Annotated in this window: 22 protein-coding genes; 9 read left to right on the forward strand and 13 right to left on the reverse strand. The window is 71.4% G+C overall.

Annotated elements, in window-relative coordinates:
* Nucleotides 1-257 precede the first annotated feature (257 nt).
* From IE096_RS00005 to IE096_RS00015, 3 genes are all read left to right on the forward strand, one after another.
* Nucleotides 258-470 carry a helix-turn-helix transcriptional regulator gene (locus IE096_RS00005; protein ID WP_189447094.1) on the forward strand — a complete coding sequence of 71 codons (213 nt, stop codon included), beginning with the start codon at nt 258-260 and terminating at the stop codon, nt 468-470.
* A 55-nt stretch (nt 471-525) separates the two neighbouring features.
* Nucleotides 526-846, forward strand: a complete 321-nt coding sequence (locus IE096_RS00010) for a hypothetical protein (RefSeq protein ID WP_229819819.1) — start codon at nt 526-528, stop codon at nt 844-846.
* Nucleotides 847-946: 100 nt separating this feature from the next.
* Nucleotides 947-1,195, forward strand: coding sequence for a hypothetical protein (locus tag IE096_RS00015; protein WP_189447098.1), 249 nt, complete (start codon nt 947-949; stop codon nt 1,193-1,195).
* Between the two features lie 74 nt (nt 1,196-1,269).
* Here IE096_RS00015 and IE096_RS00020 read toward each other — a convergent pair whose 3' ends face one another.
* A complete protein-coding gene (locus IE096_RS00020) occupies nt 1,270-1,437 on the reverse strand; it encodes a hypothetical protein (protein ID WP_189447099.1) in 168 nt (55 codons plus the stop codon).
* 239 nt (nt 1,438-1,676) lie between these two features.
* On the opposite strand from IE096_RS00020, the gene IE096_RS00025 reads away from it, so the two are divergent.
* Nucleotides 1,677-2,015 carry a hypothetical protein gene (locus IE096_RS00025; RefSeq protein WP_189447101.1) on the forward strand — a complete coding sequence of 113 codons (339 nt, stop codon included), beginning with the start codon at nt 1,677-1,679 and terminating at the stop codon, nt 2,013-2,015.
* A 491-nt stretch (nt 2,016-2,506) separates the two neighbouring features.
* Here the strand turns inward: IE096_RS00025 and IE096_RS00030 are convergent, their stop codons facing one another.
* A complete protein-coding gene (locus IE096_RS00030) occupies nt 2,507-3,673 on the reverse strand; it encodes an FAD-dependent oxidoreductase (protein ID WP_189447103.1) in 1,167 nt (388 codons plus the stop codon).
* A 143-nt stretch (nt 3,674-3,816) separates the two neighbouring features.
* On the opposite strand from IE096_RS00030, the gene IE096_RS00035 reads away from it, so the two are divergent.
* Nucleotides 3,817-4,431, forward strand: a complete 615-nt coding sequence (locus IE096_RS00035) for a TetR/AcrR family transcriptional regulator (protein ID WP_189447105.1) — start codon at nt 3,817-3,819, stop codon at nt 4,429-4,431.
* A 9-nt stretch (nt 4,432-4,440) separates the two neighbouring features.
* Here IE096_RS00035 and IE096_RS00040 read toward each other — a convergent pair whose 3' ends face one another.
* A complete protein-coding gene (locus tag IE096_RS00040; RefSeq protein WP_189447107.1) occupies nt 4,441-5,061 on the reverse strand; it encodes a TetR/AcrR family transcriptional regulator in 621 nt (206 codons plus the stop codon).
* 36 nt (nt 5,062-5,097) lie between these two features.
* Here IE096_RS00040 and IE096_RS00045 point away from each other — a divergent pair, with 36 nt between their 5' ends.
* The gene (locus IE096_RS00045) at nt 5,098-5,895 is read left to right on the forward strand and encodes an alpha/beta fold hydrolase (protein ID WP_189447108.1); all 798 of its coding nucleotides are present in this window, start codon (nt 5,098-5,100) and stop codon (nt 5,893-5,895) included.
* A gap of 154 nt (nt 5,896-6,049) precedes the next feature.
* Here the strand turns inward: IE096_RS00045 and IE096_RS00050 are convergent, their stop codons facing one another.
* On the reverse strand, nt 6,050-6,607 hold the full coding sequence (locus IE096_RS00050; RefSeq protein WP_189447110.1) for a hypothetical protein: 558 nt from the start codon (nt 6,605-6,607) through the stop codon (nt 6,050-6,052).
* Nucleotides 6,608-6,792: 185 nt separating this feature from the next.
* On the opposite strand from IE096_RS00050, the gene IE096_RS00055 reads away from it, so the two are divergent.
* Nucleotides 6,793-7,032 (forward strand): hypothetical protein, encoded by a 240-nt coding sequence (locus IE096_RS00055; protein WP_229819820.1) that lies wholly within the window; start codon nt 6,793-6,795, stop codon nt 7,030-7,032.
* A 64-nt stretch (nt 7,033-7,096) separates the two neighbouring features.
* Here IE096_RS00055 and IE096_RS00060 read toward each other — a convergent pair whose 3' ends face one another.
* From IE096_RS00060 to IE096_RS00080, 5 genes are all read right to left on the reverse strand, one after another.
* Nucleotides 7,097-7,336, reverse strand: a complete 240-nt coding sequence (locus IE096_RS00060) for a trypco2 family protein (protein ID WP_189447112.1) — start codon at nt 7,334-7,336, stop codon at nt 7,097-7,099.
* Nucleotides 7,337-7,455: 119 nt separating this feature from the next.
* The gene (locus tag IE096_RS00065) at nt 7,456-7,758 is read right to left on the reverse strand and encodes a hypothetical protein (protein WP_189447114.1); all 303 of its coding nucleotides are present in this window, start codon (nt 7,756-7,758) and stop codon (nt 7,456-7,458) included.
* A gap of 82 nt (nt 7,759-7,840) precedes the next feature.
* Nucleotides 7,841-9,139 carry a hypothetical protein gene (locus IE096_RS00070; RefSeq protein ID WP_189447116.1) on the reverse strand — a complete coding sequence of 433 codons (1,299 nt, stop codon included), beginning with the start codon at nt 9,137-9,139 and terminating at the stop codon, nt 7,841-7,843.
* Between the two features lie 236 nt (nt 9,140-9,375).
* Entirely contained in the window at nt 9,376-12,789 is a 3,414-nt protein-coding gene (locus IE096_RS00075; protein ID WP_189447117.1) for an ATP-binding protein, read from the reverse strand.
* A gap of 332 nt (nt 12,790-13,121) precedes the next feature.
* Nucleotides 13,122-13,346: a hypothetical protein gene (locus IE096_RS00080; RefSeq protein WP_189447119.1), complete on the reverse strand. Its 225-nt coding sequence runs from the start codon at nt 13,344-13,346 to the stop codon at nt 13,122-13,124.
* A gap of 45 nt (nt 13,347-13,391) precedes the next feature.
* On the opposite strand from IE096_RS00080, the gene IE096_RS00085 reads away from it, so the two are divergent.
* Nucleotides 13,392-14,645, forward strand: coding sequence for a protein-glutamine gamma-glutamyltransferase (locus IE096_RS00085; protein ID WP_189447122.1), 1,254 nt, complete (start codon nt 13,392-13,394; stop codon nt 14,643-14,645).
* Between the two features lie 72 nt (nt 14,646-14,717).
* On the opposite strand, the gene IE096_RS00090 is transcribed toward IE096_RS00085, so the two are convergent.
* On the reverse strand, nt 14,718-15,230 hold the full coding sequence (locus IE096_RS00090) for an O-acetyl-ADP-ribose deacetylase (RefSeq protein WP_189447124.1): 513 nt from the start codon (nt 15,228-15,230) through the stop codon (nt 14,718-14,720).
* A gap of 285 nt (nt 15,231-15,515) precedes the next feature.
* Here IE096_RS00090 and IE096_RS00095 point away from each other — a divergent pair, with 285 nt between their 5' ends.
* Nucleotides 15,516-16,850, forward strand: coding sequence for an FtsW/RodA/SpoVE family cell cycle protein (locus IE096_RS00095; protein WP_189449403.1), 1,335 nt, complete (start codon nt 15,516-15,518; stop codon nt 16,848-16,850).
* Nucleotides 16,851-16,860: 10 nt separating this feature from the next.
* Here the strand turns inward: IE096_RS00095 and IE096_RS00100 are convergent, their stop codons facing one another.
* From IE096_RS00100 to IE096_RS00110, 3 genes are all read right to left on the reverse strand, one after another.
* The gene (locus IE096_RS00100; RefSeq protein WP_189447125.1) at nt 16,861-17,532 is read right to left on the reverse strand and encodes a GntR family transcriptional regulator; all 672 of its coding nucleotides are present in this window, start codon (nt 17,530-17,532) and stop codon (nt 16,861-16,863) included.
* Between the two features lie 88 nt (nt 17,533-17,620).
* Nucleotides 17,621-18,991 carry an aldehyde dehydrogenase family protein gene (locus IE096_RS00105; RefSeq protein ID WP_189447127.1) on the reverse strand — a complete coding sequence of 457 codons (1,371 nt, stop codon included), beginning with the start codon at nt 18,989-18,991 and terminating at the stop codon, nt 17,621-17,623.
* Nucleotides 18,988-19,992, reverse strand: coding sequence for a proline racemase family protein (locus IE096_RS00110; protein ID WP_189447129.1), 1,005 nt, complete (start codon nt 19,990-19,992; stop codon nt 18,988-18,990). Before IE096_RS00110 ends, IE096_RS00105 begins: the two co-directional genes overlap by 4 nt.
* Between the last annotated feature and the right edge of the window lie 26 nt (nt 19,993-20,018).

Genomic DNA, 20,018 nt, shown 5'->3' on the forward strand with positions numbered 1-20,018 from the left:
CCGTCGAACTCGCCGTAGCAGCTTGACGAGCTAACCGCCTGAGGTGTCTGGGCCGCCATCACGCTGATGACGCGACGGCTCACCCGCCGCACGGCCCGTCCCGCCGAACGCCGCGACGCCGCCCACGGCTATCTGATGCCACAAGCCGCGTGATTAGCCCCCCGGCACCACCGACGCCTGGCCCGCAGGCCCGCAGGCCCGCCAGGGATGTAAAGCGTGCTTGACACCAATCGAGGGGTGACAAGTAAGCTTTACATGTGCGAAACAGCGTCAGGGAACTGCGGTCATCACGAGGACTCTCCCAGGGTCAGCTAGGCACGGCCCTCGGGGTCTCACGGCAAACGATCAACGCCATCGAAACCGAGCGGTACACACCTTCCCTGCCGCTCGCCATGTCTATGGCCAAGTTCTTCAAGGTCAGCGTTGAGGAGATGTTTCATGTCGACGAGAGCCCAGCAGACGACCAGTAACACAGCCAGGTGGTCCGTCCCCGGCTTGTTCCTCGCCGTCGGATTAGGCTGCCTCGTGGCCGCGACTTTCGGCGGCCGCCTCGCTATCGGCCTGGTGACGTTCGGGATCCTGGCGGCCTGCAGCCTTGCCTTGGTGCTGCTGGGACGGCGGAGCGAGACTTATCAGGGCCTCACCGAGAAGGTTCCCGACGAGCGCTTCGCCCGGATCGGAGGGCGAGCCTGGGCCGGCACGGGCGTGGTGCTCACCGTGGGGAATCTCTGCGCCTTCATCGGTGAACTGGCATCCGGACGAAGCGGCGATCCTTACTTCTGGTTCGTGGCCACCGCCGCCATCGCCTACATCGCGTTCGTCGCCTTCTGGTCTCGGAATACCTGAGAAACCATCACCTCGAACGGCTCGCCACCACATACCCGACCAGGCAACGCGATCAATCTGCAACAACCGCTCCCCGAACGGCCAGTGGCGACAACCCGGCATGCGGGAGCGCCTCGGCGGGGTCGCCGCCGCTGTGCTGGTCACCGAGGGCAACTTCCACGACGTGGACTCCTGCGAGCTCGGCTACACGATCGCCGGGCAGCAGGCAGGCCGGGCCGTCCTCGTCGGCGCGGGGCTGCTGCCGCCCGAAGCCGCCGCAGTGCTGCGCTGGGCGACGTGGCCGGGCGACGTGGCCGGGCATGCCGAGGTGCGGCTGTGCGCCTTGGCCACCAGGCCGACCAGGGCGTGACCCGGCCCGGCACCCCGCCCCCGCCCAGTACGCCCGCGCTGCCCACCACCTGCTGACCGCCACCCCATGACCACCTACACCGCCCCCGCCAACCGCCCGGCGCGCGTGCCGAGGCCGAGATCGTCGACGCCGACCTCGTCCCGGCCGCTCCGCCTCCGCCCGCCCGGCGCGCTCGAAGCCGGACCGCTCTGGAGACGTCCGAGCAGAGCGGCGGCGTACCGGATGTCGTCGTAGCGCGTCATGTCGCCGTGGGGAGACGAAGGGGCAAGTGCCGCCCGGACGCGTGGCGGGCGCGCCGCCATCGTTGCCCGACCGGTCGAACTCGGCCTGGTACCGGCCGACGGCCGTACAGACCCCCTGCGAGCCGTTTGCCCGTGCCTTGGGGTAGCCGTGGTGCGGGCGGGAGCGAGGTGAACTACTCAAGCGGACTTGAGTACGAACACCGATCTTCCGGAGGGGGCGGCGGCGTTGGATGGTGTCCATGAGCCGAACCGATACCTCCGTGGACAAGAGCATCATTGAGGACCGCGCGCGGCAGCGGAGCGCTCGTGTCGCCCTGCTCCTGCTGGTCCCGACCGTACTCGTCTGCGGGTTCCTGTACGTGGCCTCGGATACCGGCGGCCGCTGCATCACCTACGGCGACGGCTGCTCGCGAGTGCCCGACGCGTGGGCGTACACGGCCTTCGCCGTGTCGGCCGTCTGCGGGTCCCTGGCCGCCGGCGCGCCGGGACACCGGCGGGGGATGCGAGCGGCGCGCGGCGGGCTTCTGGCCGTGCAGCTCCTCGCGCACGCCGCGGTGGCCGCACTGATCGTCAGCTGAACGAGGCTGCCGCCCCACCCGCCCCCCGCATGCTTCCGAGGCGGACGCGCCCCGGACCGTCAACGACCCGCCAACGCACGGTAGCGGCTGGGGCGGGCTCCTGAGCGTGCGGTTTCCCGGCGACGCCGCGGTGGCCGTACCAGTCATCGGCTGAAGGCCGTGTCCCGTCTCACGGAACCGGCTCCGGTCCCACCGAGGCGCCCGCTCGTCGGCGTCGAGCCACCGCCGCTCGCGCAGGGGCGCCTGCCGCGGCGGAGCGCGGGTATCGCCCTGGCTCTGCTCCTGGCGTGTTCGTCAGGCGATTCCCCAGGCCCGGCTACAGGTCGTAGGGCTACAGGTCGTAGACCGTGAACGGGCACGTGGTCCGGGCCGCGTGTGCGGATGCCGCGCCGGCCGACCAGGTTCGCCACCCACACGCCGGGCTCGGCGGGCACGAGCCGCGTCTCCCCCAGGGCGAGGCCACTGCCCGAGCCCCGTTCCTTGGAAACGTCCTAGGAGCCGCCCGGCCCCTGGTAGCCCTGGAAACCCCTCGCGCCGGGGACCGGCTCGGGTGCCCCCTCCGGCGGCAGCAAGTGGTCGAGCCCCTGGGCGGTGCGTTCGGCCAGGTCCGCCGCGCGCGGCAGCATGACCTCCTCGTACGCCCGGACCGCCGCGTCGAGGTCCGGGTGGGCGACGAGCGCCAGGGCGAGTTCGGCGCCGTCGAGGAGGGCGAGGTTGGCGCCGACGCCGAGCGGGGGCATCAGGTGGGCGGCGTCGCCCACCAGCGTCAGACCGGGCACATGGCGCCAGGCAGGGGGTACCGGCAGGGCGTACAGGGGCCGGTTGACGAATCCCTTGTCGCCGGACCTCAGCAGGTACAGCAGGCTGTCGTGCCAGCCGTCGAACATCTCCAGCAGGTGGGCGCGTACGGCGGCGTTGTCGGCGAAGTCGAGGCCCGCGCTGACGTACCAGTCCTCCGGGGCGCGGAACATGGCGACGGCGTCGAGGTAGCCACCGCTGTTGCGCTGGGCCGTCAGCGCCCTGCTGCCGGAGCGGGCCGACATGGTGCCGTCGCCGACCAGGCGGGCGAGTGCCGGGTGGCGGGTGTCGGAGTCCTCGAACCCGGTTCCGACGAAGGTGACGCCGGTGTAGCGGGGCGTGGCCTCGGACAGCGCCGGGCGGACGCGCGACCAGGCGCCGTCGGCACCGACGACCAGGTCGAAGTCCTCCGACGTGCCGTCCTCGAGCAGCATCCGGTGCGTACCGTCGCCGAGCGGGACGACGCGGCTGACCGGGCACCCCCAGCGGACGGTGCCGGGGGCGAGGGAGTCGAGCAGCAGTCCGCGCAGCTGCCCACGGTCGATCTCCGGCCGGCCGGCCTGACCGTCGTCAGGCTCGTCGACCACCAGGACCTCGGCCGTGAAGGGGTCGATCTGGCGCCACACCTCCCCCTCGGGCCGGGCCAGCTCGTGGAACTTCTCCAGCAAGCCGGCTTCGCGCAGCGCCTGTTGACCGGTGGTGGTGTGGATGTCGAGCGTGCCGCCCTGCGTCCGCGCGGCGAAGGACGCCTCGCGCTCGAAGACGGTGACGGACCAGCCGTGCACCTGCAGGATGCGGGCGCATATCAACCCGCCGGGGCCGGCGCCGACGACGGCAATGCGGACGGAACGGGCGTTCACGAAGGGCTCCTTCGACGACGGGAGGCGTGGAAGACGCACGCCGGATGCGACACCCCCACAAAAGCACACCCACTACGAAGGTGCAATGACTTAACTTTTTGCTCGACTCAACCGACGGGACGGTCGCGGGGTATGGTGGGCCGGTGAACGCACCGACCGGACGCCGCGAGCGCAAGAAGGCCCAGACCCGCAAGGCCCTGGCCGACGCAGCCCTGGAGCTCTTCCTCGACCGCGGCTACGACCAGGTCGGCGTGAAGGAGGTGGCGGACGCCGCCGACGTGTCGGTGACCACGCTGTTCAAGCACTTCCCCTGCAAGGAGGCCCTGGTCTTCGACCTCGACCAGGACATCGAGGCGGCCCTCGTCGCCGCCGTGCGCGAACGCGCGCCCGGCGTCTCCGTTCCGCAGGCCCTGCGCGAACACCTGGTGACGGCCGTGGGCCCGCACAGCCTGATCCCTCAGCCGCCGGGCGGGCATTCCGCAGGGCCGCAACTGGCGGAGTTCGCCCGCATGGTGGAGGAGACCCCGGCCCTGCGCGAGTACGCCCACCGGATGTGGATGCGCCACGAAACGGCCCTGGCCCGCGCCATCGCCGAGGAGACCGGCGCCCCCGAGGACGACGCCGCCTGCGCCGCCCTGGCCCGGTTCGCCCTGGACGCCCCCCTCGTCGCCCACCGCCACCCCGACCCGAAGCGCGCCGCGGACGAGATCTTCGCCCTGCTGGAACGGGGCTGGGGCGCGGCGGGAAGCGGCCGCTGATGTTGCGGGTCAGGACGTCGGTGACGTGAGTTGTCGGCAGATCAGCTGGTGAGCGAGTCGTGCCGTCGCGAGCAGGTCCTCGCGAGCCGTGCAGGCGTTGGACCGCACTGACAATCCGTGCCAGACGGATTGGATGAGCCCGGTCAGGATCGTCGCGTTGGTGCCCGCGGCCAGTTCCCCGTCCTGGATCGCTCGTTCGATGCGCACGAGGAGGGCCTGCTCGTTCGAGCTGTGCAGTTCGGCGACGTAGGCGCTGGTATCGAGCGTGCTCGTGCTGTCGGTCATCACGGCGCTGCTGATGAGACATCCGGGGTGGGTGTCGCTTGGCTGGGTGAACTCGTGGACCGAGTCGGTGAGGACGCGTTCGATGACCGTCCGGACGTCCTTCTCGGCGACAGCCTGCTGGTAGATCTCGCGGTAACGCTCGGCGTAGGTCCGCACCGCTTCCTCGAACAGTCCGGCCTTGCTGCCGAAGGCGGCGTAGAGGCTGGAGGTGGAAAGCCCGAGGGCCGCGGTCAGGGCGCGGGTCGAGGTGCCGGAGTAGCCGCGTCGCCAGAAGAGGCGAGCGGCGTCGAGGACCGCACGGTCGCGGTCGAAGGCTCGGGGGCGTCCACGGTTGCGTTCGGTCACGCTTGCATTGTAGATCGTTCGCTCCATAATGGATTTATGGAGCGAACGATTCAGAAGAGGCTGTCGGTCAGCGGGGACAGCTGGGTCACGGTCGATGTGTACGGGGAGCCGGACGCCCCGGGCCTCGTCGTCGTCCCGGGCGTGATGAGCGATGCGCATACGTGGCGCCACGTTGCGGGCGCCCTCGACGCCTGGCCCTCAGTGGTCGTCGTAAACCGCCGGGGACGTGCCTCCTCGGGGCCGTTGACCCATTCCTACTCGCTGCGGACAGAGGTTGAGGATCTCGGCGTGGTCCTTGACGAGTTCGACAGCACGAGGGCTCTCTTCGGCTGGAGCTACGGCGGCTTGATCAGCTTGCTGGCCGCCAACGATCGCCCGATTCCCCAGGTGATCGCCTACGAGCCGGTGATGCGGCCGTTCGGACGCCATGCGCTGCCGGATCTGAAGAACGCGGCGGAGACGGCGGACTGGGATCGCTGCGTCGAGATCGTCAATCGGCAGATCTCCGGCTTCTCCGCCGCGCATGTCGAGGATCTTCGCGCCGATCAGCACGGTTGGGCGATCCTGCGTCGCTTGAGCGGACCGCTGTACGCCGAACTCGGCGCGCTCAACGCGGCGCCGCCTGCGGACGTGATGGCGCGACAGGCAGATCGAGTCGACCTGATCATCGGCCAGCGCAACCGCGGAACAGCCCCCTACGGAACGTCGTTCGACCACGTGCGGCAGCACGTCACTCACGCCGGAGTCCACGAACTCCCCGGCCAGGGCCACCTCGCCCACATTGAGGCACCGGCAGAGCTCGGCCACCTGCTCAACAGCCTCGCCGCCATCTGATGGGCCCCATGCCAACGCACTCAGGCCGGCGGCGCTTCGCCGGTGGCCTCCTTGAGTTCGCCGGTGCCGAAGGGGAGCCACGTCAGGCCGTGGGTGCTCGGCGTCGTGCCCGCGCGGGCGACGGTGACCGCGGAGCCCCGGGGGACGACGGCGGTCAGCCGGCTCCCCGGGGTCGCCGGGAGCCGCCCCGCCAGGTCAGCTCCGTCGGGGTGCCGCTGTCGACGAGGATCGTCTCGGGCCGGAAGTCGCCGGTGGTGAAGCCGGCGGGGACCTTGGCCAGGGGCCATTCCGGGCCGTCCTTGATGCGTTCCTCGATCGTCAGCTTGCTCGTGCCGACCTCCGCGTTGATCTCGATGCGGGCCAGGGCCAGTTCCAGCTGCCCGCCGGGCGGGACGGTCGCGGAGCGCTTGGGGGTCAGCAGCGCCGACCCCGGGGTGTCCACGTCCAGTTCGAACCGCCATTTCTTGACGTCGTCCGCCTGTGGCTCGGCGCTGCCGGGATTGTCGCTGAGGTCGGCGCCTCCGATGCCCACGGGGAAGGTGAAGCAGACCGAATCGACGTGGACGGCGCTCTGCCGGTGGTTGGTGACGGTGATCCGCAGGGTCGCCTTGTTCGGCGTGGAACCCTGCGAGACCTGGATGGGCGCGGGCTCGCTCGCCACGTCGTAGGTGAGCACGCGGGTGCCGGTGCCGGTGGGGCGTCGGGGTGTCATGGCCGCGCTCACCCCCACGCGGGGGCGACGGTGACGTACACGTACTGGGTGAGCGTCAGCCCCTGGTCGGCCTCGACGCGACGCTCGGTGGGATCACGCGATGGCCGCGCTGGTCGCCGTCGCCCTCAGCACACTCATCCGCGTGGTACGACCCGGCGAAGGTGCCGGGAGCGACGCCATCGACAGTGAGCGGCTCAGCAGTGCTCGTGGGCGGTGCGGTGCTCGCCGATCAACGCCTTGGTGGTGCGGGTTCCTTGGGCGTCGTGCTCTCCGGTTTCGGTGCCGGCTCACTGACCGGCTCGCTGACGGCCGGCCGGCGGCCGCCCGTCCGACGCGGCTGGACCGTGGCCGGCGGGGTCGCGGCGGTCGGCGCGGGCATGGCCGGACTCGCCGCCGTCGACCATGTCGTCGCCGCGACGGCTTGAAGCGCCCCTTTCTGGGCCGGCTGAACACCCCCTGGCCCGTCCGCTCCGACCACGAGATCACCGTTCACCATGACGTCCCCCCGTACGTGAATCCCCCGCGCCCCGGAAGCGGAGCCTTCACCCGGTGCGTACGGCCTCGCGCCATTCCCGCCTCGCCGTCACCGGAGACCACCCAAGCCCTGAAGGCCGCCTTCGCCTTGACGTCCTGACGGGGTTCGACGGTGAATTCCAGCTCGATCGCACCCACCTGAAAGGTGATCCCCTGCCCGCTGCCACGGGCCGCGGCGGCCAGTTCGATCTCCATGCCTGCGCCTCCCCCGGGCACGGCCGCGAACGCGCCCCCGACAGCGCACCGTCGCTCGCCTGATCCGTCCGGTGACATGGGCCAATGACGTCCCCGGCGGAGACGTCAGTTGGCGAGCGTCAGTGGTCTGACGGGTCGACGAAGCGCATGTGCTCGAACCTGGTGGGCGGCCAGCGGGCCTCGTCGTAGTCCGGCGCGTCCGTCCACGGCAGGGCGAACCCGCGCAGGCGGCTCCAGCAGTCGCCCAGCTCCAGTCGCACGTCCTCGTCGTCGAGGCAGGAGAAGCAGTCCTGGAGTTCCTCCCACGTCCATTCAATGGCCAGGTGCAGTGCTGTGGCCGCCCGGTGCTCCTCGGTGCCGGGCCGGTGTGCGCCGAGGAGGTAGCGGGTGCGCCGCAGGAGGAAGGTGTGGAGGGCGTCCATGTGCGCGCGGGTGAGGCTGCGGAGAGGAATCTCCGGTGCCTGCCACCGTCCCGGCGGCCGGCGCGGGGCCGGAGACGACGTGTCAGGCGGTGGCACGGGCGGTCATCCAGCGGCGCAGCCCCGTGGCGGAGAGCTCGATGAGCTCACCACGGGCCGGGTCGTGGTGGGTGGGCCGGAATCCGGCGATGGCGGCGAGCCGGGCGCCCTCGGTGGGGTCCCAGATCTCAAGCCCGGATTCCGAGGAGGAGAACAGCAGGCCGTCCGCGGCGAAGAAGCGGCCGTCCGGTCCGCCGAAGGTCGCGACCTCGGCGACCTCGGCGTCTTCAGTGGCGCCGGGTCCACGGCGGCCGAGGTCGAAGACGCGGGCCCCGGGAACCAGTTCGTCATCGTCGTCGCCCAGGCCGCCCACGACGAGACGGTCGTCGTCGAGCCAGACGACGGGGCGGTTCCAGTGGTAGTCGCAGGGCGGCAGTGCCGACCAGCCGATGTCCCGCGTCCAGGCGCTTTCGCCCTCGGAGAGCCACTGGTCCAGGTTCCAGGCGACGATCCGCCCCACGGGGTGCCACCACCAGGCGTCCGAGGCGATCCTGGTGCCCGTGGGGCTGGGGTGCAGCGCGCCGTGGAAGTAGCCCGACCAGGCCGAGGCGGGGTCGTCCATGGGGATGCGGGTCACCGGTGCGCCCGTCGCGGGATCGGCGGCCTCGATGACATTCCACACGCCGCGGTGCAGAACGACGGTGCGTCCGGCGTGCTCGGCGAACGCCAAGGAGAAGGGCACCGTGCCGCTGTGGTAGCCGTCGTTCTCCAAGGACATCGTGACGGTGCCGGTGGACAGGTCGAGGACCTCCCCCGTGCGGCCGTGATCGACGACCACCGCGGCGAAGGCTCCGTCCCGGGAGGCGTGCAGCCGCAGGCTCTGCTCACGGCCGTCCCAGGGCTTGGCGTCGGCCGGCACGGCGACCGTGCTGCGGGCGGCCTCGGTGCAACTCGCCGATGTCCCGTCCCAGCGCAGGATCCGTCCGTCGTCGCACAGCAGCAGGAATCCTTGCCGCGTCGGGGCGATGTCCACCACCGCCCCGGCTCCGTCGGGAAGCGCGGTGCACTCCACGGTGCCGTCCACGGGCCGGGACGCCTCGACGGTCTGCGGGCGGCCGATCACGCCCAGCGTGCTGCCTTCGGTCGCGTCGAAGCAGTCCTCGCACACGGCCCCGGTCACCGCCGCGGCGGCCTCGTTGCGGCAGGGCCCGCAGATCCGCTGTCGTTCCACGCCCCGGCCGGTGTAGTGGAGGTAGTGGTCAAGAGGGTCGGCGGTCGCGGTGCGGATGTGCTCACACAGGGGCAGACCGTAGGCAGGCGCGTCGTGGCCACAGACGAGGGCCATGGTGGAACTCTCCTAGAAGGGGGGGTGAAGGACGGCACGGGCGGACGGTGGGCCGAGCCGCGAGCGGCACGGGTACGGGCCGTCAGCGGAGGCCGGGCACGACCTGCTCCGTGGTGATCACCATGCTGGCACGCCCGTATTGGCACCGGCTTGACGTCGATACCGGCATCGGCTTGGCAACGGCTTGGCATCCGGCTGCGGCCCCAGGCGGCCGACTGCCCGCGTGCCGGGTTCCGTCACGGCCCCTCGGTCTCCGGGAGGGATCGTGCGCCCTCCAGGGCGGCGGCCACACCGAGATCCGAGCCCCACATCCGCGCCACCTCACCGGCCCGCAGGAACGCCGACCGGGCCGCGGCCGCGTCGCCCAGCAGCGCGTACACCTCGCCCAGGGCGAGGCCCAGCGGGCGGGTGCAGAAGGCGGTCGTCGCCGCCGAACCGAACTGGTCCTGCACGGCCCGCAGGTGGGGGACGAGCGCGGCCGCCGCCTCGGTGTCGCGCAGCAGACAGGCCAGCCGGGCGCGGGCTCCGAGCCGGACCCCGTAGAAGTGGTCCTTCACGGGGACGGGATCGAACCGGACCGTCCGGGCTTCCTCGACCCTGCCCTGGAGCGCGAGGACCAGTGCGAGCGCCTCTCCCCCGCGCGTCCCCCAGGCCGCGGCCACGGTGCGGGCCAGCGGCTCGATCTCCGCGACCCGGCCCTGGCTCAGCCGGATCGTGATCAGGCCGCGGGCATGGAGGTCGGCGGCGCGCGGGGCGTTGTGCCGTACGAGCCGCTCCCGTACCTGCTCGTACAGGCCCTCCGCCTCCGCGAACCGGTCCCCCGCGTGGGCGAGCATGGCCAGCGTGGAAAGGCTGGCGGCTTCGGCCTCCGGCATGCGGTAGCGGCGGGCGACGGCGAGGCCGATACGGGCGTGCCGCTCGACCGCCTCGGCGTCGTTGCCGATCGCGGAGATCATCGCGTCCACCTGTTCGCACACCCACCGGTGGGCCGGCAGGTCGTGCTTCTTGGTGAGCGCCCGCAGCTCGGCGACCACGGGAACGCAGCGCGCGGCCTGCGTTTCGTGCGGCAGCAGCTTCGTCATGGTGGTGAGGGCCGCGGCCAGCAGGACGGGGTCTCCCGTACGACGGGCGAGAGCGAGCTGCCGCTCAGCGGCTTCCTGTGCCCTCCCGTCGGCGTTCTCCGGCGATTCGTCCACCTGCGCCTGCAGCAGTCGGGCGAGATCGGCCGGCGGCAGGTCCGGAAGGGCGACGAGCCGGTCGAGGGTGTCGGCCACGTGCCGGTCCACCGCGGTGTGGCTCCGGGTCAGCCATGGTGTGGGTTCGGTCCACGCGGTGAACGCCGCGACGGCCAGGTCCTCGCGCGCGGCCCGCTCGGCGATCGCGAGAGCCCGGCGACGGGCCTTGATGGCCGCGTCACCCGACCCGGCCCGGACGTGCGCGCGCAGCAGGGCCCCGAGCAGGCCGACGGCGCGCTCGGCACGTTCGTCCACGGAGGCGGGAATGAGGTCTGCCGCGTCCAGCGCCTGGCCCAGGAGGTCGACGCTCACGTCATGGGCGTAGCGGTGCTGCGCGAGTTCGGCCGCCCGCAGCGCGAATTCCACGGCCTGAGCGGCCTTCGCCGGGTCGCAGGCGCGGGTGAAGTGCACGGCGAGTGCCGGCAGGTCGTCCGGTCGCAGGCGGGCCAAGGTGTCCGCCAGCCGTCCGTGCAGCAGGCTGCGACGCAGTCCGGTGAGGTCTCCGTAGACGGTGTCGCGCACGAGCGGGTGGGCGAACGAGACGCGCCCGGGGCTCGGTTCCGTCAGGAGCCCGCTCGTGAGACACACCTCCAACGCGTCGACGACCGCCGTCGGCGACAGCCCGGAGGCCTCGCACAGCACCGCGACATGCGTCTCGCTTCCCGCGACCGCCGCCAGTCTCAGAAGGTCGGCGACTTCGCCCGGAAGCCGCGCGAGCCGCTGCCGTACGACGTCGCGGATGCCGTCGGGCACTCCGGCGACCACCTGTGCCGGGTCTCCGCCGGCGGCCAGCAGACGGCTGCTTTCACCGACGAAGAAGGGGTTCCCGCCGGTCCGTTCCGCGAGGGCGGCCACGACCTCCGCGTCGACCTCCCGGCCGCAGTGCGAGCGCACCAGGGCACCGACCTCGACCACGGCGAGTCCGGTCAGTGCGATACGGAACGGATGGCGCCGGGCCAGTGCGGCCATCAGCGGGGCGAGGCGCCCGTCGGCGTGCCCTTGCCGGTAGGCGGCCACCACCAGGAGCGGGACCGCCTCGACGGCGGCTGCGCGGCCCAGCAGGGCCAGCGTCTCCTCGTCCGCCTCGTGCACATCGTCGATGATTACGGCGAGCGGGCCGTGTGCCGCCGCCGAGGCCAGCCACCGTGTGAAGGCGGTGTGCAGCCGGAAGCGGCCCGCCGTGGCGTCGCCGTGCGGGACGGCCGTGGCGTCCAGCGGATCGAGCAACGCCGCCAGCGGTCCCACACGCTCCGGCGGAAGGACCCGCGCCAGTTCCCCGAGCGCCTCCGCCCAGGCCCATGCCGCGGGAACCCCGGCGTCGTCGGGGCAGCGGCCGCTCACCACCGTCCAGCCCCGCGTCCGCAGCGAGGCGGCGAAGCGTGCCAGCAGCGCCGTCTTGCCCGCGCCACCCTCGCCCGCGACCAGTGCCACCGCCCCGCCCCGAAGGCCCGCCTCTGCCGCCCGCTCCAACACCTCCAATTCGCGCTGCCGCCCCACGAAGGGGTGCGGGGCACCATCCGGCGGCGTTCCGCTGCCGACCGCGGCGGGTACGTCGACCACGCCGACCGCTTCGGGTGCGGCGCCCCCGCTCGTCGGCCGGTCGAGCAGTGCGACGGCCGGACTCCGGACGGCCGGACTCCGGACGGCCGGGACCGAGGCGGACAGGACGTCGAGGTCCTGGCAGAGGATGGCCCGCTCCAGCTCCACCAGCGGCGCCCCGACGTCCAGTCCGAGTTCCTCGGCGCACACGGCTGCCGCGCGCCTGAGCGCCACGAGCGCGTCCCCCTGACGTCCGGTCGCCCACAGGCCCAGGGCCAGGAGCCGCCATCCCTCCTCACGCAGCGGGTGCCGGCGCAGGTGCGCTTCGGCGGCCGGCACCACCTCGTGCGGCCGCCCCGCGCGGAGCCCGCACTCCATCATCAACTCCTGCGCCATGAGCCGCAGTTCGCTGAGGCGGGCGATCTCGGCGCCCGCCCACGAGTCCGCCCCCCACTCCTCGTAGGCCTCCCCCCGCCACGAGCCGAGCGCCGCGTCGAGCAGCGGACCCGCCTCCGCGGCGGACACCTGTCGGGCCCGGCTTACCGCGGACTCGAAACGCCGGGCGTCGACGGCGTCGTCGGGAAGCCGCAGGGCGTACCCCTCCGGGCTGCTGACGAGCAGCTGGGACGGCGTACGCGCGCGCCGGTCCGGCTCCAGGATGCCGCGCAGATTGGAGATGTAGGAATGCAGGGACGTACGGGGCCTGGCCGGAGGCCGCTCCGTCCAGAGCGCGTCGACGATCCGGTCGAGCGGAACGCTCTGGCCCCGGGCCGCCAGGAGGATCCCCAGGACGGTTCGCTGCTGTCGTCGTTCGACCGTCACCGGCGTTCCACCGACCCGGACGACAAGCGGCCCGAGAACTTCCACGTGCACCATGATCGGCCAAATGTACCAACGGTGGTCCCGTTGAACGCGCCGGTGACCGACCGGGTGGGCGCTCCCGGCGGGGAAGCGGGTCACCCCACCTGCGCGGCGCATGTCTCGTACGCCTGCCCGTCGAAAAGGACGAAGCGGATCTCCTCCGCCGCCGTCGGGGTCGCCCGGACCGTCGTCGGCACCCTGCCGGGCTCTCCGACCACCCCCTGCCGAGCCGGATCAGACGCATGGCCAGATACCGCTCTCCATAACAGGTTGGCCGGATGTAAAGCCATGATGTTGCCGGGAAGTCAACACGGGGACATGATCACTGATCGTATCGACCTGATCACTCACCCAGGAGCCGAGAAGTGATACGCAGGGCCGCTCTCCGCGCCCTCACCACCGTCGCCGTCACCGTGCCCGCCATCCTCGGCGCGAACGACGACAACCCTTTCCGCCGGATGGAACCGGGCGTCCTGCGGGTCGACTTCCAGCACGTTCGAGAGCGGCAAGTTCTTCGCCCAAGCACCGACCATGGGTGAGTTCAGCTCATTCCTCGCGCCGCGCTCTCGCATGCCCTCGTTCCACGAGCCTTCACCACAAGGGAGTTGTTGATTTTCATGCACAAACGTCGGAGAATTCTCGCCTTCGCCACCGTGGGTACAGTCATATGCACCACCGGATTCATGCCGTCGGTCGGCCAGGCCGCCGGCGGCGACGGGGAAGGGAAGAGGTCCTACGCCGAAACGCACGGCCTGACGGCGGACGACATCAGGAACATCAACGAACTCAACGAAAGCGCCCTCCCGCCGGGGCAACCCGGCAATCCTCCGGCGGAATTCCCTCCGAGCGCCGGCTCACCCTCCCGGGCCCCCGGCTCCGTCGACGACAGGAAAACCCCGCCGGCCGAGCCGCTCGACAGGATGCCTGACGCGTACGGGACCCACGGGGGCAGGGCCACCACGGTCGTCAACAACTACATACGCAAGTGGCAGCAGGTCTACAGTGACCGCAACGGCAAGAAACAGCAGATGACCGAAGAGCAGCGAGAAAAGCTTTCCTATGGTTGCGTCGGTGTCACCTGGGTCAACTCCGGCCCCTACCCGACGAACAAACTGGCGTTCGCTTTCTTCGACGAGAGCAAGTACAAGAACGACCTCAAAAGAACCAACCCCCGGCCGGGGGAAACTCAGGCGGAGTTCGAGGGTCGTATCGCCAAGAACAGTTTCGACGAGGGGAAGGGCCTCAAGCGGGCACGTGATGTGGCATCCATCATGAACAAGGCCCTGGAAAACGCCCACGACGAGGGGACCTACGTCGACAACCTCAAGACAGAGCTGACGAACAACAATGACGCTCTGCTCCACGAGGACAGCCGCTCGAACTTCTACTCGGCGCTGAGGAACACACCGTCTTTCAAAGAAAGAGACGGAGGCGACTACGACCCGTCCAAGATGAAGGCGGTCATCTACTCCAAGCACTTCTGGAGCGGACAGGACCAGCGGGGGCCCTCCGACAGGAGGAAGTTCGGCGACCCGGAAGCCTTCCGCCCCGACCGGGGCACCGGCCTGGTCGACATGTCGAAGGACAGAAGCATCCCGCGCAGTCCCGCCAACCCCGGCGAAAGCTGGGTCAATTTCGACTACGGCTGGTTCGGGGCTCAGACGGAAGCGGATGCCGACAAGACGATATGGACCCATGGCGACCACTACCACGCACCCAACAGCGGCCTGGGCCCCATGCACGTATACGAGAGCAAGTTCCGTAACTGGTCTGCCGGGTACGCGGACTTCGACCGCGGAGCCTACATGATCACGTTCATACCCAAGAGCTGGAACACCGCCCCCGCCAAGGTGAAGCAAGGCTGGCCGTAACAGAACCGGGCAGGAGGGCACGGGCGGGTGGCCCCAGTAGTGGCTGCCGCGCGAAGGAGCAGGCGGGGTCGGTCACCCCACCTGCGCGGCGAACGCCTCGTACGCCCGCTCGTCGAAGAGGACGAAGCGGACCTCCTCCACCCGCGTCTCCGCCGCCCGCACCGTCTCCACCGCGATGCGGGCCGCGTCCTCCATCGGCCAGCGGTAGACGCCCGTGGAGATGGCCGGGAACGCCACCGTCCTCGCGCCCAGCTCGTCCGCGACCCGCAGGGACTCCCGGTAGCAGGACGCCAGCAGCGACTCGTCGCCACCGCCGGAAACCTGGAACACCGGGCCCACCGTGTGGATGACCCACCGGGCCGGCAGGCGGCCCGCCGGGGTGGCGACCGCCTGGCCCGTGGGGAGGCCCTTGCCGTAGTGGGCGGCGCGGAGGGCGCGGCAGGCGGTGAGGATGTCGGGGCCGCCCTTGCGGTGGATGGCGCCGTCGACGCCGCCGCCTCCGAGGAGGGAGGAGTTCGCCGCGTTCACGATGGCGTCGACGTGCTGCTCGGTGATGTCGCCCTGGACACAGGTGATGGTCGTCATGACACCGTATTCAGCCACATTATCCCGGTAAGGGGCATCCCTACCTGCGGTTTTCCCCGGAGATCGGTGAGATCCGCCCATTCGGGGAGGGGAAACCGGGCAACCTGTCACCGGGCCCGTGCCTCCTCTGTTGTGTGCGGCCGCACCTCACGCACAAGACCGTGAGGCATGGGCTTCATCGACTTCATCGCGTACGCCACGCGGGAAAACGAGGGATAGATGGGCGTGGGAGGAAGGGTGGCATCCCGGGCGGGGGTGGGGCGGGGGCGTGGGGCCGAGCTGACGATGCTGGGCTTCGCGGTGCTGCTCACCGTGCTCGGTTACGCCTGCGTGGGGCTGGCCACCGAGGGTCGGGTGCCCGAGGCGCTGCCGGGGTACGCCCTGGGGCTGTCGGTGGCCGCCGCGGTCGCGCATGCCGTGGTGCGCGGGTTCGCGCCGTACGCGGATCCGCTGATCCTGCCGATCGCCATCGGGCTGAGCGGGCTGGGGCTGGTACTGATCCACCGGCTGGACACCTCGTACGCCCTCCGCTGGCATTCCGAGCCGTTCGAGCGGAACCAGCTGATGTGGAGCGGCATCGGTCTCGCCGTCTGTCTGGGCATCGTGGCCCTGCTCAAGGACCACCGGCTGCTCCAGCGGTACACCTACATCATGGTGTTCGCGGCGCTGGTGATGCTGATGGCCCCGGCGTTCTTCGGCGCGGACGCCTACGGCGCCAAGCGGTGGATCAAGCTGGGCGCGCTGTCGTTCCAGCCGGGCGAGTTCGTCAAGATCGCCATCGCGGTGTTCTTCGCGGGGTACCTGACCGTGCACAAGGACGCCCTGGCGCTGGCCGGGCGGCGGGTGATGGGCTTTCAGCTGCCGCGCGGGCGGCAGTTCGGGCCGATCGCCGGGGTGTGGGTGCTGAGCCTGCTGGTCCTGATCTTCGAGCGGGACCTCGGCACGTCGCTCATCTTCTTCGGGCTCTTCGTGATCATGCTCTATGTGGCCACCGAACGCACCAGCTGGGTGGTGACCGGGCTGCTGATGTTCGCTGTCGGAGCGGTCGTGGTGGCGTCCTTCGAGCCGCATGTCCACGGCCGGGTCGCCGCCTGGCTCCACCCCATGGACTACTACAAGGTGCCCCGGCCGCCCGGGGTCGTCTCGGACCAGGCCGCGCAGGCCCTGTTCAGCTTCGGCAGCGGCGGCGTCCTGGGCACCGGGCTGGGGCGGGGCCACTCCGACCTCATCAAGTTCGCCGGGCGCAGCGACTTCATCCTCACCACGGTCGGCGAGGAGCTCGGGCTCGTCGGTATGACGGCCCTGTTCCTGCTGTTCGCGCTGCTGATCGAGCGCGGTCTGCGGACCGCGCTCGACGCCCGTGACCCCTTCGGGAAGCTGCTGGCCACGGGGCTGTCGGGGGCGCTGGCGCTTCAGGTGTTCGTGGTCTCCGGGGGCGTCATGGGCCTCATTCCGCTCACCGGCAAGGCGCTGCCCTTCCTCGCCTCCGGCGGCTCCTCGCAAGTGGCCACGTGGATACTCATCGCCCTGCTGCTCAAGATCAGCGATTCCGCGCGCCGGCCCGATCCCGGACCGGCGGCCGGGGTGGATGAACAGGCCACTCAGCTGATCCGGCAGTAGTGACCGGCAATCAGACGTCGGCGTCCTTCGCCCACAGCGAGCGGACGTGCCCCAGGTGGCGCGTCATGCACGCCTCGGCGCCCTCGGCGTCCCCCGCCAGCATCACGTCGAGGAGCTCCAGGTGCTCCTCGGCCGAGTGGATCAGCTCGCCGCGCTCGTCCAGGGCGTCCAGGCCGTAGAGGCGCGAGCGCTTGCGGAGGTCGCTGACGGTCTCCACGAGGCGTTCGTTGCCGGACAGGGTCAGCAGCGCGAGGTGGAACTGGCGGTCGGCCTCCAGGTAACCGATGAGGTCGTGGTCGCGCGCGGCGCGCACGATCTCCTCGGCGACCGGGCGGAGCGCTTCGAGGTCCTCGCGGGCGGCGGTGCGCGTGATCCGGCCGACCGTGGGGACCTCGATCAGCGTGCGGATCTCGGTGTACTGGTCCAAGTCCCGCTCGTTGACCTCGGTCACCCGGAAGCCCTTGTTGCGGACCGGCTCGACGAGGCCCTCGCGGGCCAGGTCGAGCATGGCCTCCCGCACGGGCGTGGCCGAGACGCCGAAGTCCTCCGCGAGCCCCGGTGCGGAGTAGACCTGGCCGGGGCGGAGTTCGCCGGAGATCAGGGCGGCCCGCAGGGCATGGGCCACCTGGTCGCGCAGCCGCTCGGTGGCGGTGATGAGGTTGCGCTGCTTGAGGTGCCCCATGGTGTCCCGACTCCCTTTCGTACGCGCGGACGCGAACTGGACCGACGCGATCCGGACCGACCCGGTCTGGACCATCCAGCGTACAATGTCACATTGCGTTACCGGGCGCCAGGGTGTACGTACGGCTCGACGTATAGAACTCCAGCGCCGCGCGGCCCTGTTCGCGCGGGCCGTGGCCGGATGCCTTCGCGCCGCCGAAGGGCAGGTGGAAGTCGACTCCGGTGGACGGGGCGTTGACGCGGATCATGCCGGTGTCCAGGTGGTCCAGGGCGTGCAGCGCCACGTCGAGGTCCGCGGTGTGGACCGAGGTGACCAGCCCCTGGGCGACGGAGTTCGCCGTCCTTACGGCTTCCGCCAGGCCGTCCACCGGGAGCAGGGCGGCCACGGGGCCGAACACCTCCTCGCTCAGCAGCCGGTGACCCTGCGGCACCTTTTCGACCAGCGTGGGGGGTGCGTACCAGCCCGGGCTCGACGGAACGGCCCTCGTCGCGACCACGCCGAGGCCGTCCACGGCCCGCTCGAAGTGGTCGCGCGCCCGCTCCGAGACGAGCGGGCCGCACACGGTGGCCGGGTCCGCCGGATCGCCCACGGGGAGCGTGCGCAGCGCTTCGGCCAGGGCCTCGCGCAGGGGGTCCCGGGCGCCGCCGACGGCGATCACCCGGCTGGTCGCCGTGCACTTCTGGCCCGCGTACCCGGCGATCGCGGCGGCGATGTGGGCGGCGGCCTGCTCGATGTCGGCGTCGGGCAGGACGATCGCCGCGTTGAGGCCGCCCATCTCGGCCTGGACGGGGACGCCACGGGCGGTGGCGGCGCGGACGACCGCGTCGCCGACGGCGGTGGAACCGGTGAAGGAGACGACGTCGGCGGTGGCGACCAGGGCACCGCCCTCGTCGGCGCCGCCGGGGGCGAGGGTGAACACCCCGTCCGGTAGCGCCTCCTCGATGATGTCGGCCAGGCGCCGGGCGCAGGCGGTGGCCTCGGGGGCGGGCTTGAGGACGACAGTGTTGCCCGTGGCCAGCGCCGGGGCGGCCTTCCAGCTCGGAATGGCGAGGGGGAAGTTCCAGGGAGTGATCAGGCCGGCGACGCCGTGCGGGCGGCGGCGGGTGAGCAGCAGCCCGGAGCCGACGGCCGGCTCGTGGACGGTTCCGGTGGGCTCGTACGGGGCCTGGGCGTAGTACCGCCAGATCGCGGCGGTACGCGCCACCTCGGCCCGCGCCTCGGCGATCGGCTTGCCCACCTCCCGTACGGCGAGCGCGGCCAGTTCCCCGGCGGCGGCCTCGACGGCGGCGGCGACGGCGGTGAGCGCCGAGGAGCGGGCGGCGGCGCCGGACGCCGCCCAGCCGGGCTGGGCGGCGCGGGCCCGCTCGACGGCGGCGGCCACGGCGGGCGCGCCGGACGCCGGGAACTCGCCGAGGACGTCGGAGGGGTCGGCCGGGTTGCGGGAGACGAAGGACGTCATAGCAGGAAGCCTCCGGGGAAGGGGTCGTCCGGGTCGAGGAAGTACTGGGCGGTGCCGGTGATCCAGGCGCGCCCGGTGATGGTGGGGACGACCGCCGGCAGCCCGCCGACCTCGGTCTCCCCCACCAGGCGGCCGGTGAAGCGGGTGCCGATGAAGGACTCGTTGACGAAGTCCCGGCCCAGCGGCAGCAGCCCCCGGGCGTGCAGCTGCGCCATCCGGGCGGAGGTTCCGGTGCCGCAGGGCGAGCGGTCGAACCACCCGGGGTGGATGGCCATCGCGTGCCGCGAGTGGTGGGCGTCGGAGCCGGGGGCGGCGAGGTAGACGTGCTTGAGGCCGCTGATCTCGGGGCGCTCGGGGTGGACGGGCCGGTCGTCGGAGGCGTTGACGGCGTCCATGACGGCCAGGCCCGCCGCCAGGAGGTCGTCCTTGCGGGCGCGGTCGAAGGGCAGCCCGAGCGCGTCGAGTTCGACGAAGGCGTAGAAGTTGCCGCCGAAGGCGAGGTCGTAGGTCACCGTGCCGTAGCCGGGCACGTCCACCTTGCGGTCGAGGCCGAGGCAGAAGGAGGGCACGTTGGTGAGCGTGACGGACCTGGCCGCGCCGTCCTCGACCCGTACGTCGACGGTGATCAGGCCGGCCGGGGTGTCGAGCCGTACGGTGGTGACGGGCTCGACGACCGGCACCATGCCCGTCTCGACGAGCACGGTGGCGACCCCGATCGTGCCGTGCCCGCACATCGGCAGCACGCCGGAGACCTCGATGTACAGCACGCCGTAGTCGGCGTCGGGCCGGGTGGGCGGCTGCAGGATCGCGCCGCTCATCGAGGCGTGGCCGCGCGGCTCGTACATCAGCAGGGTGCGCAGGTGGTCCAGGTGCTCGATGAAGTGCAGCCGGCGCTCGGCCATGGTGGCGCCGGGGATCACCCCGACGCCGCCGGTGATGACGCGGGTGGGCATGCCCTCGGTGTGCGAGTCGACGGCGTGGAAGACGTGACGGGTGCGCACGGACGTCCTTTCGAGAGTTCGCGAGA

The sequence above is a fragment of the Streptomyces abikoensis genome (assembly GCF_014648775.1).
GTDB classification, from domain to species: domain Bacteria; phylum Actinomycetota; class Actinomycetes; order Streptomycetales; family Streptomycetaceae; genus Streptomyces; species Streptomyces abikoensis.